Raw genomic sequence first — 15,814 nt, 5'->3', positions numbered from 1 at the left:
GATCTTCCGCAGGACCACCCGATCGGCGGGTGTCCGTCACGGCCAGCAGCGCCCGCTCGCACATGTCACCTCACCTGGCGAAACCGGCTTCCCCGTGATCGGATTCCAGCTGACATTGGTCACGTTCCGTATTCGATCGGTTGCGTGGGGCGATGGTCGCTCGCACGGTGAACTCAGCACCCGACGCACCCACCGAAAGGAACACCATGCGTCATCTGCCCGTACGCCCCCTTGTGACCGGCGCGGTCTGCGCCGCGCTCGCCCTCGGCGGCGCGGCCCCGGTGGTCGCCGCCGACCAGTCGCCGTCACGCGACGGTGCCCAGGCCCCCGCCGCACCCAGCGCGGCGGCGCTGCTCGGCCAGGCCGCCATGCTGCACCAGACGGCGGACGTGCTCACCCCGGTGAGCCAGCTGCTCGACGCCGTGCTCAAGGCCGACAACCACCAGCTCGCCCCGTCGGAGGCGCAGAAGTACACCGACGCCGTGCACAAGGCCGTCACCACCGCCAAGGCGCCCGCCGCCTCGGGTGCGACGCACACCGCGACCACGCTGCCCGACTACCGCGAGCCCGCGGGCGCGCACTCCTCCGCACGCGACCACCAGGCGCGCCAGGGCCAGTCGGCGCACCGGCAGCAGGCCGCCCGGGACACCGCGGCACCGGCCGCCCCGCAGGCCTCGGCCGAGCTGCGCACCCAGGCCCTCACCCGGCTCCAGACCGCCGCCGACGCCCTGGCCCGGTCGTCGACGGCGGGTGACCGTGCCGCGGTCGACCGCCAGATTCCCGTGGTCGTGAGCGAGGCGGTGAACTTCGTGACCGCCACCCTGGCCGCCGGCGACCTGCCCTCGCCCAGCATGCAGGGCCTGCCCCGGGTCTCCGCCCCGTCCGCGGCCCACCCGCAGCCGCACGCCGACCAGAAGCGCCCGCAGCGCCCGCAACAGCAACACCAGCGCCAGCAGGCCACCCAGGCTCACCCCCAGGCCCAGGACCAGAGCCGCCAACAGCACCCGCAGGCCCAGGACCAGAGCCACCAGCAGCGCCCGAACGCCACCGAGCGCCAGCAGCGCCCGAACGCCGACCAGCAGCAGCGCCCCGACCGCCCGCAGGCCCACCCCCAGGCCCAGGGCCAGAGCCTGAGCCAGGGCCGTCCACAGCACCCGCAGGCCCAGCACCCGCAAGCCCAGCGCGAGCACCCGCAGGCGGCCCAGCACCCGCAGAGCCGGCAGCAGGACGCCCGCGAGCCGCAGGCCCAGCGCGAGCAGCAGCACGCTCAGAACTCGCCGGCCCGGCAGCAGTCGCCCCATGCCCAGGGCCAGGCGCAGGGCCAGGACCAGGCCAAGGCCCCGTCACAGTCGCGGTCACAGGCCGAGCCCCAGTCCCGGTCACAGGCCGAGCCACAGTCCCGCTCGCAGGCCCAGCCCCAGGACTAGGACCGACCACCCCCCGGCACCCACGCGAACGTCGTGCCGGTCCCCGCGCGGACCGGCACGACGTTCGCGTGTGCGGGGGAGCCGTCCGCATCACCCGCACGCCTCCGCGCACTGCTGCGGCCGGGCGAATTCCGGTGCCGCTTCGGCGTGCACGGGCCGTCATCCGCGTGGGGAAGGGTCCGTCACGTGGGAGAAAGGCGTGGCAGTGCAAGCACGGCTGCCGCGCCCGCGCCCAGTGTGAAGGGACCGAACCGAGATGACACCCGAGCGAGACGACGCCCTCGCCATCCGCCCCGGTGCGGTGGCCATGAGCGCCCACCGTCGCCGGGCCCTGCTCCGGGTCCTGGCCGCCTCCGGTGCATCCGTCGCCGCGGCCGCCGTACTGGTCCCGGTCGTCACGGCCTCCGGCATGACCGGCGCGCCGTCAGGGCCGGGGGCCATGGACGGTCAGGCGCCCGGCCCCATGCGGGAGGTGCTCTTCGAGGAGATGTACCGCGGCAGCCACATCAGCGGCCGGCGGCTGGGCGACGACGAACAGCCGCCTCCCGACCGGTACGGGCACACGCACGTCGAACGTGTGGAGGTGCTGATCGACGGGCGGAGGCTGCACCTCATGCGTCGGGCGGACGGCAGCTACCTGAGCATGGTCGACCACTTCAGCTCGTACCCCAACGCGCTGGCCGCCGCCCGCGGCGCCGTCGACGCACTGGGCACCTCACGCCTGCCACGCGAGGACACCGCCGGCCCGGCCACCGGTGCCGGGCAGGCCGGCAGCCGCACCCCCGCGGCCACCTGAGAAGGAAGTCGGCATGGCCTACATCCGCAAGAACCAGAACGCGCTGACGTCTGCCGAGAGGAAGAAGTTCGTCGCCGCGCTCCTCGAACTGAAGAGCAGGGGCGAGTACGACCCCTTCGTGCGCACCCACATCACGTACTACGTCTCGGACGGGGAGAGCGGGCTGCGGGTCGCCCACATGACGCCCTCGTTCCTGCCGTGGCACCGCAAGTTCCTGCTGGAGTTCGAGGCGGCGCTGCAACGCATCGACCCGTCGGTCACCGTGCCGTACTGGGACTGGACGGTGGACCGTACGCCGGCCGCGTCCCTGTGGGCGGAGGACTTCATGGGGGGCAACGGCAGCGGGGGCGACCGGCAGGTGACGACGGGCCCGTTCGCCTACGCGACGGGTGACTGGACGCTCAAGGAGAACGTCACCGACGACGACTTCCTCGTGCGGGACTTCGGCCACCCGACCGACCCGATCGACCTGCCGACCCAGGCCCAGCTGGACGCGGCCGTCAGCGACACCACCTACGACGTCGCGCCGTGGAACTCCACGTCCGAGTCGGGGTTCCGCAACAGGCTGGAGGGGTGGGGCGACGGCTCGGGGAACGAGCAGTACCAGCTCCACAACCGGGTGCACCGCTGGGTGGGCGGCAACATGCTCGGCGGCGCCTCCCCGAACGACCCCGTCTTCTGGCTGCACCACGCCTTCGTCGACCGGGTCTGGGCACGCTGGCAGCAGGCCAACCCGACGTCGGCGTACCTTCCGGCGAAGCCGCCGGGGCCCGACGACGAGCAGTACCAGCGCATCGTCGCCCGCGACGAGGCCATGCCGCCGTGGAACGTGAAACCGTCCGAGATGGAGGACGTGACGTCGATCTACCAGTACACCTGACCCGGTCCTGATCCGCTCCTGACCTGCTCCTGACCCGTTTGTGGCCTGCTTCCTGGCCCACACCTGAGAACAGCCCCCGGCGATCCGCCGGCGGCCCGTGACGGGGGTCGCCGGCAGGGATGGCCGGGGGCGGTGTTACGCGGTGTGCGAGGGGGACGACCGCCTCAGTGGTTGTGGTCGTCGTCCGAGTTGACGCAGACGTTGTCGAACGCCGGGTTGAGCGCACCGATGACGTTGACGGTGTTGCCGCACACGTTGGCCTGGGCGTCGATCGGGGCCTGGACCACGTTGCCGGCCACGATGCCGGGCGAGTCGACGGCAGCGCCCTTGGCGCCCGAGTCGGCCATGGCCAGGCCCGTGCCGGAGAGGACCACGGCACCCGCGCCGGCAGCGATGGCGGCCATCTTGGCGATGCGAGACATCAAGATCTCCTTCAAAGGGATGGTGAGGGCGCCCGCTTGATCAGCGGACGCACTGCCTTCAACGCCGCGCTGCACCGTCGGTCACGGTGATGACGCTTAGTGTGACGACCTGCCCAACGGTTGGGCCGAACGGGTTCACCGCACCCTCGGAGCTCACGCACGCCTACCCGGAACCACGCGCAACCACGCGGAGCACGCCCGAACAACCCCGTTCTACTAAACGGCATCTGCAAGCCAAACAAGTAAATCCCCTTGCAAATGCAAGCCATCCTCTCCTACATTGACGCGTATGCAGTCCTACACCATCGGTCAGGCGGCACGCCTCCTGGGCGTCAGCCCCGACACCGCCCGCCGCTGGGCGGACGCCGGCCGGGTCGCCACCCGCCGTGACGAGAGCGGGCGGCGGTTCATCGACGGCCGGGACCTCGCCGCGTTCGCCGTGGAGGCCGGCCAGGGCGGCGGGGGAGACGACGAGACGCCCCGCACCTCGGTGCGCAACTCCTTCCCCGGTATCGTCACCGCCGTCCAACTCGGCGACGTCGCCGCACAGGTGGAGATCCAGGCGGGCCCGCACCGACTGGTGTCCCTGCTGACCCGGGAGGCCGTTCAGGAACTCGGCCTGGAAGTGGGCATGGAGGCGACGGCACGGGTCAAGGCTACGAACGTGCACATCGACCGCGTCTGACGCGGCCCGTTCCCCCACACTGACGCATGTGCTCCTTCCCCCACTGCCTCAAGGGTGTGGGAGGTGCCCCCATCGCCGCGCCCCGTCCCGTTCGTTCGCCCGCCAAGGAGTCCGCAGATGCCGACCGTCTTCAGTCGCCGCGCCACCGCAGCCGCTCTGACCGCCGCCCTCCTCGTGCCGCTGGCCGGCTGTGACAGCAGCGACGGCAAGGGTGATGACGGCGGATCAGGCAGTTCAGACGGGTCAGGCGGGTCCGGTGGCGCGGACGGCGGGTCGGCGGTGACCCTGACGGTGCTGGCCCCCACCTCCCTCACCGACGTCTTGAAGGAGGCGGGCGCGGCGTACCAGAAGAAGCATCCGAACGTCCGTCTGGCGTTCTCCTTCGCCGGGACCGAGCAGCTGGCCGCCCAGGTCAAGCAGGGCACGTCAGCCGACGCCCTGGTCACCGACGACCAGAAGACCATGACCGACGCGCAGTCCAAGATCGTCGGCAAGTCCTCGGTCATCGCCAGGAACAGCCTGGTCATCGCGGTCGGCAAGGGCAATCCGAAGAAGATCCACGATCTGCGGGACCTGGCCGGTGCGAAGCTCAAGGTGGCGCTGGCCGCACCCGAGGAGCCGGCCGGCCGCTACAGCCACCAGGTCCTGGACGCCCAGCACGTCACCGTCCACCCGGCTGCGGAGTCGCCCAACGTACGGGCGGTGCTCGACAAGGTCGCGATGGGCAAGACCGACGCGGGCCTCGTCTACAAGACCGACATCGCCTCCGCACCGACGAAGGTGGCAGGCGTCCCCATCCCCGCCGCACAGAACGTGAACATCCCCTACCCCGCCGGCACCCTCAAGGCTGCCGGCCACCCCAAGGAGACCGCGGCATTCCTGACCTGGCTCTGGACCACGGAGGGCCAGAAGCTGCTGAGCGACGCGGGCTTCGAGAAGCCGTAGGCGAACGGGGCGGGGTGATTCTTGCGTTTCGAAGAGCGCCCCGACGCACTCGCGGGCGCGGGGTACCTCATGAGTCGAGGGCACCCCGACGTACACAGGGGCGCGGGGAACTGCGCGACAAGCCCCGACGAAACCGTCAGTTCGTCACCGTCCCGAAGGGGCAACCGCTGCCGGGCCAGGACCACCGGCCCGCACCCGGGGCCACCCGCCCGCACCCGGAGCACCCGCGCCCGCGGCACCCGCTCGCACCGGGCCACCGCCCCGCTTCGGGGGCACCGGGGGCAGAGCCCCCAGTGGACAGGGGCGACCGCCTCAAGAAAAACGCCCGTGGCGACCCAGCAACTCCGCCAACCCCCGCCGCGTCGCCGCGATCACCACCCGATCGTCCGCCCGCAGCACCCGCCCGGGATCCAACTCCCAGACCAGGTCGAGCGCCCGCCCCCCGTCCCCGGTGGACTCGCCGCGCGTGGACTCCCCGCGCGCGGACTCCCCGCGCGCGGACTCGCCGTCCGCGTGCGCGCCGCCGCGCCGGTTCCGGGGCGCGGCCCGGTCGAGCGCGAGGATGCGCCACTGCCCGGGCCGGAACGCGTCCTCGATCGTGCGGCCTTCCAGCATCGGATGCCCGGCGACGTCCACCACCGCGAAGAGCAGCACCCGCCGCTCCACCGGTATGGCCCCCAGGATCTGCCGCCCCATCATGGCCGCGGCGAACGCGGGCGCCGCCAGGTGCGAGACGCTGCGGCTGCGCGTCCGTGCCCGCGGGTGTGCGGCGCGCAGGGTGCGGTACACCGCGGTGGCGAAGTCGTCGTCGTAGAGCCGGAGCACCACCCGCAGCCGCGGCTGGACGGCGCGTGCGGTCAGCGCCGCCTCCAGGTTGATGGTGTCGAGGCTGGTGAGCGCGAGCAGGGAGCGCGCCCGGCTGACCTTGGCGGCCTCCAGCACCCCCTCGTGGGTGACGTCACCGAGCACCACGGGCACCCGTAGCCGTCGCGCCACGGCGACACCGCGCGCCTCGGGGTCGGCCTCGACGCACACCACCGGGATGTTCAGGTGCCGCAGCTCCACCAGCACCCGGGTACCGATCTTGCCGAGCCCGAGCAGCACCACGTGGTCGGACAGGCCGCGCGGCGGGCGGCGCGCCACGGACCCGCTGCGGAAGCTGCCCAGCGCCTCCAGCACGGCGGCCAGCAGCACCGGCAGCAACAGCAGCCCCACCAGCCCCGACAGCAGCTGGAGGATCTGCCGGCCGGCCGGCTCGTTCACGGCCGGATCGTTGATCGCGAACAGGTCGAGCAGGGTGAGATAGGTGGCGGTCAGCGGGCGGTCGCCGGTGACCAGCATGGACGCCACCGCCAGTGCCAGGACCGCGCCGACCAGGACGGTGAACGACCAGCGCAGCCGCTTGGACAGCAGCGAACCGAGCGGCACGCTGCGGGGCCGGGCCGGCGCGGCGCCCGAGGACGACACCGTGGTCAGCACCACCCGCCCCCGTGCCGGCGCCGCGGCCACCGACGCCTTGTCCGGCAGCATCCGCGGCCCGTCCGAGCCGCTGCCCTCGGTACCCTCGGCACCCGCCGGGTCGGCGGCCGTCGACGACAGCAGCGCCAGCGTGCACAGGCCCTGCCCGGCGTCGCCCCCGCGGCCCGGGGTGACCTCGGCGGCGCGCAGCAGCAGCCCGCCGGCCTGGACGACCTTGCTGGAGCCGGCGACCGCGGAGGCGGCCAGCGCCGGGGCGGCCGTGTCGGCGTCCGAGAGCACGGTCGTGGAAGCGTCGGCGGGGTCCTGGTCCGGCTGGGCCAGCGTGGCGGCCTGGTCGAGCAGGGCCTCCAGGTGCTGGCCGAGCCGCCGGTTGTAGAGGCGGATGACCAGCCGCACCCGCGGGTTGATGCGGCGGGCGGCGAGCGCGGCGCGGATGTTGGTCTCGTCGTCGTCGTGGACGAGGGCGAGCGCCGCGGCCTGCCGCACCCCGGCCTCCGCGAGCACGGCCTCGGTCGGCTCCGGCGCCGCGATGATCCGGTCGGCCGCCGCGCCACCGCCGTCCGCGGCACCCGGATCGGACGCACCCCCGGCGCGCCCGGCGCCGCCGCCCGCGCCGCCGTTCCCGCTCCCGGCGCCGGTGCCGGACCCGGTGCCGGACCCGTTCCCCGAGCCGTTGCCGCCGCTTCCGCCCCCGCTGCCGGCCGCGCGGGTGACGACGGCCGAGATCCGGCCGAGCAGCATGGAGGCGCGGGCCAGCCCGCCGACCGGCTGCCCGGGCGCGGCGGGGGCACCCGGCACGATCAGGGTGACGGTCTCTCCGTAGAGCCCGCGCAGTTCGGCAGCGAGCCGGAGCGCCAGGGCGTCACCGCCGCACACCACCATGGCCCCGGTGGGCCTGGTGGCATCGCCGGGGCCGGCGGTGGACGCTTGCTGCGGAAGAGTGGGCACGTGGGGAATGACTGTTCCGGCCTGCACGGTGGTTCCAGGACTTGTGCGAAAGCCATCGACGGCCGCACTGCCTAGGCCCCCAGCATCCCCATCCCCAGCAGCGCGAACAGCAGCACGCCGATCACGATGCGGTAGAGCACGAACGCGTTGAACGAGTGCTTGGCGACGAACTTCAGCAGCCAGGCGATGGACGCGTAGGCGACGATGAAGGAGACCACGGTGCCCACGACCAGGGGCAGCACGGGGGCGCCGCCGCCCACCGCGTCCTTCAGCTCGTAGACCCCGGCGCCGGTCAGGGCGGGCAGGCCGAGGAAGAACGACAACCGGGTCGCGGCGACCCGGTCGAGGTCGAGGACGAGGGCGGTCGACATGGTGGCCCCGGAGCGCGAGAAGCCGGGGAAGAGCAGCGCCAGGATCTGGGAGCAGCCCACCAGCATGGCGTCCTTGAACGAGGTGTCGTCCTCACCGCGCTTGTGCCGCCCCATCTGGTCCGCGGCCCACATCACGCCACTGCCGACGATCAGCGAGCCGGCCACCACCCACAGCGAGGCGAGCGGCCCTTCGATCAGCGGTTTCGCGGCGAGTCCGACGATCACGATCGGGATCGTGGCGTAGATCACCCAGGTGGCGAACTTGAAGTCGTGGTGCTGTCGCACCTCGCGGTCGGTTATGCCGCGCAGCAGCGCCGAGACGAACCTCACGATGTCGCGGAAGAAGTACACGAACACCGCGGCGATGGCACCGACCTGGATCACCGCGGAGAAGGCGACGACGGACTTGTCGTCGACCGGGATGTCCATGAGCCCTTCGGTGATCTTCAGATGACCGGTCGAGGAGACCGGCAGGAACTCGGTGACCCCTTCGACGATCCCGAGGACCGTGGCTTGGCCGACGCTGATGGCGCTCACGTGTTTTCGTCCTAACGCGCGGGGGAGACGACGCGACTCTACTTGAGTCGGCGGTCCCGCCGCGGCGGCCGGGCGAACGTCACAGGGGAACGGCCGGGGTGCCCGTGATGTCCCACGGGTCGCCCCGGCCGTCCGTTCAGCCGTTCATCTCGGTGGTCGTGACCTCAGGCCGTGACCTCAGGTCCTGACCTCAGTGGTGGTGACCCCCGTGGTGGCCACCGTGGTGGCCCCCGTCGCCCGCGACGGTCGGAACGGTGCCCAGGTCGTCCACGTAGGAGGCGACCCAGGCCAGCGGGGCGTTCCAGTTGATCGCCATCTCGTTGGTCGAGTACGACTGGATGTCGTCGATGTAGCACATCGCCCCGACGCAGCCGACGAGCTTCGCCTGCGCGGTCGGGTCCTCCAGCGCGTTGTCCGGGCCGCCGGCCATGGAGCCGGGGACCGGGTTGGCGAGGTCCGCGTCCAGCTGGTGGGCGTAGATGCGGTTGTGCTCGTTCTGCGTGGCGCGCTCACCGAAGCCGGTCACGTACGACTGGTTCATCGGGTTGTCGCCCAGGATGTAGTTGATCGCGCCCAGCACGGCGTTCTTGTACTTCGCCTGGCCGGTCAGGTCGGCCGCCGTGGCGAGCACCACGGCGTTGTTGAGCACCGAGCTGTTGGAGCCCCACACCCACGCGTTCTTCTCGGGCGCGTACGGCTGGCCGTAGGCGGCAGCCGTGGCGTCCGCCGCGTAGCCGTCGGCGGCACCGGTGACCTCGCTGCGGACCTCGGTGAGCTGGTCGGCGGCCAGCTTGTTCGGCACGGTCGCCAGGTCCAGGGCGCCGAGTGCGGCGGTCGAACCCCAGTAGAAGCCACCCTTCGGGAAGACGTCCTCGCCCTGGCCCCACAGCTCCGAGCCCGTCAGGTCGCTCTTGAACGAGTCCTCACCGGTGGTGATGTACAGCTCGGCAGCGGCCCAGTAGAACTCGTCCGTGACGTTGTCGTCGTTGTACGCGCCGCCACCCGTGGAGTCGGTGGCCGGGGCGTAGACGGCCGGGTGCGCCTTGGCGGCGGCGTACGCGGTGCGGGCCGAGGCCAGCAGCTTGTCCGCGAAGGCGGCGTCGTACGGCTGGAAGAGACGGGCACCCTGCGCGGCGGCGGCCGCCAGGTTCAGCGTCGCTGCGGTGGACGGCGGGTGCAGCTCACGCGGCTGGTCGTCGTCCGTGGGCTGGGTGGGCAGCGCGGTCCACTGGGCGTCGTGCAGCTTGTGGTGCGCCATGCCGGCCAGCGGCTGGCCCTCCGGCACCTGCATCGACATCAGCCACGAGAGCTCCCAGCGGGCCTCGTCCAGGATGTCCGGCACGTTGTTGCCGTGCTCGGGCACCCGCAGCTTGCCGTCGCCCAGGGCGTCCTTGCTGGCGCCCGGCGCGGTCAGCGTCCGCTCGTAGCTGGACAGCAGCGTGGCGGCGGCGATACCGCCGTTGACGACGTACTTGCCCTGGTCACCGGCGTCGTACCAGCCGCCGGCCGCGTCCAGGGTGTAGTCGCAGGGGTCGGACGCGACACAGGTCACGCCGTTGTCGCCCTGGTTGGCGCCCTCGTTGACATGGCCCGCCGGCCGTGCCCACTTGTCGCCGACGATGCTGCCGTCGATCGCGATCCCGCTGCGCTCCACGTAGAAGTACTGCAACGCGTCCGTGCGCAGCTCGCTGTAGACATCGGCGGCGATGGTGAACGGCTCGCTGACCTGGTCGCCGATGGTGACCGTGTAGCCCTCGCCGGGTGTGCTGAAGCTGCTGAAGTCGAACGTCTGCACGTTCTTGCCGGAGGACGCGTCGACGCCCTTCGGTGTGGTCGTGCCGCTCGCCTTCTCGGCGCCGTTCGCGTCCTTCAGGGACCACGCCACCGGGTCGGTCCCGTCGGTGACGAAGACGCCCTTCTTGGGTCCGTCGGGCAGATAGCCGACCTGGTTCACCCGCACGGGGGAGCCGGTGTCCGGGTCGTACGGCGGCACCTCGGCGCCGCTGTCCAGCGAGATGTCGTCCACGCAGAACGTGTACGCGCTGCTGCTGCCGCCGATCTGGAACGCCAGCTGGGCGGCGTCGTCGTCGGCCTTCGCCGTGAACGTCTGCTCGTACGTCTTCGGTTCGGCCGTCAGCTGGTCGGCGGAGGTGAAGTACTGCGTGTACGGGTCCGTGGCCTGCTGCACGTTGGTGGTGATGGTGACCGGCGACGTGGCGCTCGCGGTGTACGTCAGCGCATACGTCTCGCCCGCGGTGACCGGCAGGTCGTTCTGGCCGATGATGGCGTCCCACGGGTTGCTGGTCCCGGCCGGCACGTCGGCGCAGAGCCGGCCGTCGACGACGGAGGCCGGGTTGTTCTCGGTCCACCACCAGGGTGCCGTGGCACCGCTGTCGAAGGTGCCGTTGATGACCTCTTCGGCCTTGACGGTCGGCGCGGCGGAGGCACCGCCGGCCAGCGCTCCGGCCAGCAGCCCGGCGGTCGCAGCGGCGGCGACCAGTCGGACCACGGTTCTACTGCGCCGCACACGGGGCGCGATACCCAGCGCGTCCGGCGCGCTGGGGGTGGGGTGAGCGGGTGGTTGGGGCACGGTCGGATCCTCCCGGGGGGTTGGGTTGGGGAAGCGCCCCCACATGCGTGACGCATCGGGGTATGGGAGCGCTCCCACCGAGGCATCGTGGCGCGTTTGTCAAAGGATCGTCAAGAGGTAGGAGGGGGGTGGGATTTGGTCGGGGCGGGGGAGGTGCGGGTGAGGTCGGGGGGTGGAGCCGGAGGCGGGTGGGGCGTGGTGGTTCGGGCGGGGTGCGGTGGGGTGCCCCCACCGTGCGGGGTAAGCGCTTGCGTCAAGGGGGCGCCCGACGTTCGGGGCGCCCCCGTTGGGGTGACGGTCAGACCGAGGTCACTCCCGGGACCGTCGGACTGGTCTCCCTGCCCGGACCGGTCGGACTGGTCTTCCTGCCCCGACCGGTCGGACTGGTCTTCCTGCCCGGACCGGTCGGACTGGTCACTCGGAACGTCCGAGGTGGCCTTCGACCACCTTCCCCCCGATCGGCTCCCGCCCCCACAGGGCCAGCAGCGCGTTCGCGACCTCCACCGTTCCACGTGGGTCGGGCCGGCCACGTTCCTCGACACCTGCGGCCAGCAGGGTGCGCGGGACGGCGTCGGCGTCGAGGAGGACACGCCAGTCGGTGGAGCTGAGTTCGAGGTATTCGAGGCCGGTCAGTCCGGCGATCTCCAGCGGGTCGGCGAGCGTCCCCGGGTACGCCGCCAGGGTGCGCAGCCGCGGCAGGCCCGTGACGGCTGCCAGGCTGAAGGGTTCGCCGTCCCACACGCCGAGGCTCAGCACCTGGAGTTCCGGGTGAGCTGCGGCCTCGATGCTGGTCACGCTCGCGTGGTTGACGTGGGCCACGTACGGCTGGTCTCCGCGGCGTCGGCCTGCCCCGCGTTGGACGTGGTGCACCACCCAGTCCGTCAGGGACGGTGCGACGTGGTCAGCGCCGACGCTCTCCTCATGGCTGATCACGATGAGCTGCCCGGTGTGCCCGCCCGGGCCCGGTGTGAGGTCGACGGCGATGCGGTCTCCGCCGCCGGTGTCGCCGACGACGATCCAGCCGGGCGAACCCGGCAGGTCCTGCACGGCGGCGCCGGGCACGGTGGCGGCCACTTCCATCGCCCCGTGTTGCCAGAGGAAGTGGCGGGACGCCGCATACGCGACGTACACCTCTTTCAGCGGGAACAGTTCGAACCCCACCGCGGTCGCCTCCCGCCCCAAGGCGTCGAGGTCCAGGTCGCCGTGGAGCGGCGGTTCCCCGCCCACCACGCGGTAGAGGGCCCGCACCTCCTCGGGCAGTGCGACGCCCAGGCGCGCCTCAGCCCTGGACAGCTCCTCCTCCGACGCGCCGACGGCTTCCGGCAGCCGCTCGCGGAGCGTCCGCTCCAGCAGGTCGGCGTCCGCCGACGCGTCCGGTGCGACGTCGGGAAACCTCTCCGGCAGCCGCCGCCACGGTTCGGGAACCGCCCCGTCCACCAGCAGCAGCGCCCCCATGGGCGACCCGATCCCGCTGGTCACGGCGGGGTTGCTCCCCCATATTCGGAGCACCGTGCGCCCGTCCGGAGCGAAACTCACGGAGAACGCCACCCGGTCGACCGCGGCCTGGTCGAACGCCTCCCCCATGTCGGTCACGACCTGGAACAGGGCGGCCATGTCGCCGAGGTGCGCGTTCGCCCCGAAGCCGCCGTGCCGCTGGACGTGCCCCGACACGTGCAGTCCGCCGCCGGCGATCTCGTCGGCGTTGGCCGTCCGTATGGACCGCAGGAACGGCTCCCAGGTCGCGAAGTCGTGGAGCGCGGGCAACGGGGCCTCCTGGCATTGTCGGACGTGCTTCAAGGGACGTGCTTCAACGGACGTGCTTCATCAACGGACGTGAAAGCTAGCAAGCGGCACCGACAATCCGGAGTTGCCGGGCTCACCCCTGGTAGAACTGCCGCGCGCATCACCTCGGACACGTCGTACGGCAGGAGCGGACAGCATGCGGACCCAGGACCACCACCTTGAGGAGCTGTACGGCCTCCCCGCCTTCACCTTTCCCGAGCACTGCGGCGTGACGACCACGCTGCCCGAGCCCCACGCCGTGGCCTGGCGGATCGGCGGCGAGCGGTGGACGACCGAGGAGCTGTGGGTGGACACCTTCGACAGCTTCTGCGCCGAAGTCGACATCGCGCGGGTCCGCGCCCTGATCGTCGGCGTCTGGGGCGACCCGGAGGACACCGATCCCTCCGAGGTCGTCGAGGCGCTGCTGGCCGTGCGCGACCGGATGCCCGCCCTGCGGTCGCTGTACCTCGGGGACATCACGGACAAGGAGTGCAAGCTCTCCAGGATCACCCAGACCGATGTCACACCGCTCCTGGCAGGGTTCCCCGCGCTGGAGGAACTCGGCCTGCGCGCGGGAGACGAGACGCCGGGCATCGAGATGGGGGAAGACCACGAGGAGCGACGGATCGTCCTGAAGCTCAGGTTCCGCGCTCTGCGCCACGCATCGCTGCGCAGGCTCGTCGTGGCGAGCAGCGGACTGTCGGCCGAGGTCATACAAGGTGTGGGGGCGAGTGAACTGCCCGCGCTCGAACACCTGGAGCTGTGGCTGGGCGGCCCGGACGACGGTGCGGACCACGAGGTGGCCGACCTGGAGCCGATCCTGTCCGGTGCCCGATTGCCCCGGCTGCGGCACCTGGCGCTGCGCAACAGCGAGATCCAGGACGAGGTGGCCGCCGCCGTGGCGTCCGCCCCGATCGTCCCCCAACTGGAGGTGCTCGACCTGTCCCTGGGAACCCTGGGCGACGACGGCGCCACCGCCCTCCTCGCCGGCCGATCGCTGACCCACCTCAAGAAGCTCAACCTGCACCACAACTACCTCAGCGAGCCGCTCCGCCAGCGCATCCGCCAGGCGCTCGAACCCGCGGGTGTCGAGGTGGACGTCGACGAGGACGACGCCGAGTGGTACGCGGAGGACGACGGCACCGTCGTGCGCCATATCTGCGTGGGACCACTGAGCTATTGATCCTGGTGGTGAGGTGGTACGGAGCCTGGTCGGGTGCGCCCGCCGATGTCAGGCCGTCGGGTGGATGAGCCGGTCGCACGCACGCCCCGCAACCCGGCCGCGTACGGCCGTGGTGCGGGGCGTGCGGCGCGCTCAGGCGTCTTCGAGGACCTCCGCGAAGGCGATCACCATGCCCCCGGTGGCGTGTTCGCGGGTAGCGGCGACGAGGGGACCCGCCTCCGCGGCGGCGGCACTGGCGGCCGCGTAGTCGGTGAAGTACAGGTCCAGCAGTCGGTACGCCGGCGTCGGGCTGCCGTCTTCCTTCGGCCAGACCTTCGACGCCTGCAACCGGGTCAGGCCGGGGAGCTTCCGCGCCAGCGCGAGTTGCTCGGGGTAGGCCACCTCGAACGCCTCCGGGTCGGTGGGGTTGGAGTAGACAAAGCTGATCTTGGTCGGGTTGCTCTGCGCGGTCACGGATGGCTCCTGGTCGTCGTTGTTCGTCGATACGCGTGAGTCGATACGCATGCGATACGCATGGGCGGACCCCGACCTTGACGTGGCGTCGGAGGTGTCGGAGGTGTCGGACGAACTTCCGGTGGCGCGCAGCCGCCCCGTGTCCCGTCGAACGACGTGGTAGACAGAGCGCCCCAGCGTGGGCCCGGAGCCCGCACGAATCACTTGCTGTGATTCGAACTTAGGCGGAGGAACGGAAGACAACCATGATCGTCCCGCCGGGAGACTTTGCCGATCGTCCAGCGGACGCGGCACTCGGCCCTGACCTGAGTGGTCAGCCGCACGACTTGCTCTCGGAACTGCTGCGGAACGTCCGTCTGGGCGGAGAGCGGATCGCCGCCTACGGTCCGCTGAGCACCTTCCCGGTCGGCTTCTCCGGTATCGGCGCCCTGCACATCGTCGACGAGGGCGAGGTCGTGGTTCGGATGGACGGCTCCCCGCAGGCCGAGCGCGTGCGTCACGGCGATGTCGTCCTGCTCCCGCGCGGCGATCCGCACCACATAGGCGGAGTGGGTGACGCGATGGGCGACCGCACAGGTGACGCGGGCGAGCGCGCACCCGCGACCGTGCGCGCCGGCGCGTCCGGGCACGACGCATCCGAGCACGACGCACCCGCACCTCGGTCGGCGCGCTGGCTCTCCGGAACGTTCACGATCGGCGACCCGCAGGCGAGCCATCTGCTCTCGAGCCTCCCCGCCGTGATCATCCTGCGCGGCGCCCGCGGCCCAGCGCTCGAAGGCCTTGAAGTGGCCCGCAGGATGCTCCTCATCGAGATGCAGTCACCCTCACAGGGGTCGGCGGTGATGATCGCCCGCATCCTCGATCTGCTCTTCATCCAGGTGCTGCGCGCCTGGGCTGCCGGCCCGGACGCCGAGCCGAACTGGCTCGCCGGCGCGCTCGACCCCGAGATCGGTCCGGCCCTGAGCGCCGTCCATCGGGACCCCGGCCACGACTGGACAGTCGAGGAACTGGCCCGAGCGTGCTGCCTCTCCCGCTCCGCCTTCGCCGCCCGGTTCGTCGCCCGGGTCGGCAAACCGCCGGCCACGTACCTCGCACACGTACGCCTCGACGCCGCCGCCGACCTGCTCCACAACACGTCCCTTCCGGCCGGGACCATCGGAGAGAACGTCGGCTACACGTCAGAGGCGGCGTTCAGCCGCGCGTTCAAGCACCGCTACGGCAGGCCGCCGGCCGTGTGGCGTCGGGATGCGCAGGCTGGACGCTTCTGAGCGGTCCGCCCTGAGCGGGTCCGCGCGCCGCGGGGTCGCCCTGGACCC

The 15,814-nt window shown here is 71.8% G+C and carries 13 protein-coding genes; 7 read left to right on the top strand and 6 right to left on the bottom strand.

Annotated elements, in window-relative coordinates; genetic code table 11:
• The first annotated feature begins 206 nt into the window (after positions 1-206).
• The 3 genes from NQO67_RS08510 (at position 207) to NQO67_RS08500 (ending at position 3,103) form a co-directional block, all read left to right on the top strand.
• Positions 207-1,427, top strand: a complete 1,221-nt coding sequence (locus NQO67_RS08510) for a hypothetical protein (protein ID WP_255948885.1) — start codon at positions 207-209, stop codon at positions 1,425-1,427.
• Positions 1,428-1,683: 256 nt separating this feature from the next.
• Positions 1,684-2,223, top strand: coding sequence for a tyrosinase family oxidase copper chaperone (locus NQO67_RS08505; protein WP_255948883.1), 540 nt, complete (start codon positions 1,684-1,686; stop codon positions 2,221-2,223).
• A 13-nt stretch (positions 2,224-2,236) separates the two neighbouring features.
• Entirely contained in the window at positions 2,237-3,103 is an 867-nt protein-coding gene (locus NQO67_RS08500) for a tyrosinase family protein (protein WP_255948881.1), read from the top strand.
• Positions 3,104-3,267: 164 nt separating this feature from the next.
• Here the strand turns inward: NQO67_RS08500 and NQO67_RS08495 are convergent, their stop codons facing one another.
• Positions 3,268-3,525, bottom strand: a complete 258-nt coding sequence (locus NQO67_RS08495) for a chaplin (RefSeq protein WP_255948879.1) — start codon at positions 3,523-3,525, stop codon at positions 3,268-3,270.
• Positions 3,526-3,814: 289 nt separating this feature from the next.
• Between NQO67_RS08495 and NQO67_RS08490 the strand changes: the two genes are divergently transcribed.
• Entirely contained in the window at positions 3,815-4,210 is a 396-nt protein-coding gene (locus tag NQO67_RS08490; RefSeq protein ID WP_255948877.1) for a TOBE domain-containing protein, read from the top strand.
• Between the two features lie 117 nt (positions 4,211-4,327).
• A complete protein-coding gene (gene modA / locus NQO67_RS08485) occupies positions 4,328-5,155 on the top strand; it encodes a molybdate ABC transporter substrate-binding protein (protein ID WP_255948875.1) in 828 nt (275 codons plus the stop codon).
• Between the two features lie 312 nt (positions 5,156-5,467).
• On the opposite strand, the gene NQO67_RS08480 is transcribed toward modA, so the two are convergent.
• The 4 genes from NQO67_RS08480 to NQO67_RS08465 all read right to left on the bottom strand — a co-directional run bounded on the left by NQO67_RS08480 (position 5,468) and on the right by NQO67_RS08465 (position 12,844).
• Positions 5,468-7,516 (bottom strand): NAD(P)-binding protein, encoded by a 2,049-nt coding sequence (locus NQO67_RS08480; RefSeq protein ID WP_255949617.1) that lies wholly within the window; start codon positions 7,514-7,516, stop codon positions 5,468-5,470.
• A gap of 137 nt (positions 7,517-7,653) precedes the next feature.
• Positions 7,654-8,490, bottom strand: coding sequence for an undecaprenyl-diphosphate phosphatase (locus NQO67_RS08475; RefSeq protein ID WP_255948864.1), 837 nt, complete (start codon positions 8,488-8,490; stop codon positions 7,654-7,656).
• Between the two features lie 190 nt (positions 8,491-8,680).
• The gene (locus NQO67_RS08470; RefSeq protein ID WP_374118956.1) at positions 8,681-10,999 is read right to left on the bottom strand and encodes a glycoside hydrolase family 9 protein; all 2,319 of its coding nucleotides are present in this window, start codon (positions 10,997-10,999) and stop codon (positions 8,681-8,683) included.
• A gap of 495 nt (positions 11,000-11,494) precedes the next feature.
• Positions 11,495-12,844, bottom strand: a complete 1,350-nt coding sequence (locus tag NQO67_RS08465) for an SMI1/KNR4 family protein (protein ID WP_255948862.1) — start codon at positions 12,842-12,844, stop codon at positions 11,495-11,497.
• 175 nt (positions 12,845-13,019) lie between these two features.
• On the opposite strand from NQO67_RS08465, the gene NQO67_RS08460 reads away from it, so the two are divergent.
• On the top strand, positions 13,020-14,045 hold the full coding sequence (locus NQO67_RS08460) for an STM4015 family protein (protein ID WP_255948860.1): 1,026 nt from the start codon (positions 13,020-13,022) through the stop codon (positions 14,043-14,045).
• Between the two features lie 132 nt (positions 14,046-14,177).
• Here NQO67_RS08460 and NQO67_RS08455 read toward each other — a convergent pair whose 3' ends face one another.
• Entirely contained in the window at positions 14,178-14,549 is a 372-nt protein-coding gene (locus NQO67_RS08455; RefSeq protein ID WP_255948858.1) for an EthD family reductase, read from the bottom strand.
• A 194-nt stretch (positions 14,550-14,743) separates the two neighbouring features.
• Here NQO67_RS08455 and NQO67_RS08450 point away from each other — a divergent pair, with 194 nt between their 5' ends.
• Positions 14,744-15,766 (top strand): AraC family transcriptional regulator, encoded by a 1,023-nt coding sequence (locus NQO67_RS08450; RefSeq protein WP_255948856.1) that lies wholly within the window; start codon positions 14,744-14,746, stop codon positions 15,764-15,766.
• Positions 15,767-15,814: the final 48 nt, after the last annotated feature.

Origin of the sequence: Streptomyces odontomachi, from assembly GCF_024435355.1 — a bacterium.
Taxonomy (GTDB): domain Bacteria; phylum Actinomycetota; class Actinomycetes; order Streptomycetales; family Streptomycetaceae; genus Streptomyces; species Streptomyces odontomachi.
Note: the sequence above shows the minus strand (reverse complement) of the source record. Positions and strands in the feature narration are given on the sequence as shown.

Coding starts and splice junctions, on each gene's coding strand:
- NQO67_RS08510 (WP_255948885.1), top strand. CDS start 207: ATGCGTCATCTGCCCGTACGCCCCCTTGTGACCGGCGCGGTCTGCGCC.
- NQO67_RS08505 (WP_255948883.1), top strand. CDS start 1,684: ATGACACCCGAGCGAGACGACGCCCTCGCCATCCGCCCCGGTGCGGTG.
- NQO67_RS08500 (WP_255948881.1), top strand. CDS start 2,237: ATGGCCTACATCCGCAAGAACCAGAACGCGCTGACGTCTGCCGAGAGG.
- NQO67_RS08495 (WP_255948879.1), bottom strand. CDS start 3,525: ATGTCTCGCATCGCCAAGATGGCCGCCATCGCTGCCGGCGCGGGTGCC.
- NQO67_RS08490 (WP_255948877.1), top strand. CDS start 3,815: ATGCAGTCCTACACCATCGGTCAGGCGGCACGCCTCCTGGGCGTCAGC.
- modA (WP_255948875.1), top strand. CDS start 4,328: ATGCCGACCGTCTTCAGTCGCCGCGCCACCGCAGCCGCTCTGACCGCC.
- NQO67_RS08480 (WP_255949617.1), bottom strand. CDS start 7,516: ATGGTGGTGTGCGGCGGTGACGCCCTGGCGCTCCGGCTCGCTGCCGAA.
- NQO67_RS08460 (WP_255948860.1), top strand. CDS start 13,020: ATGCGGACCCAGGACCACCACCTTGAGGAGCTGTACGGCCTCCCCGCC.
- NQO67_RS08455 (WP_255948858.1), bottom strand. CDS start 14,549: ATGCGTATCGACTCACGCGTATCGACGAACAACGACGACCAGGAGCCA.
- NQO67_RS08450 (WP_255948856.1), top strand. CDS start 14,744: ATGATCGTCCCGCCGGGAGACTTTGCCGATCGTCCAGCGGACGCGGCA.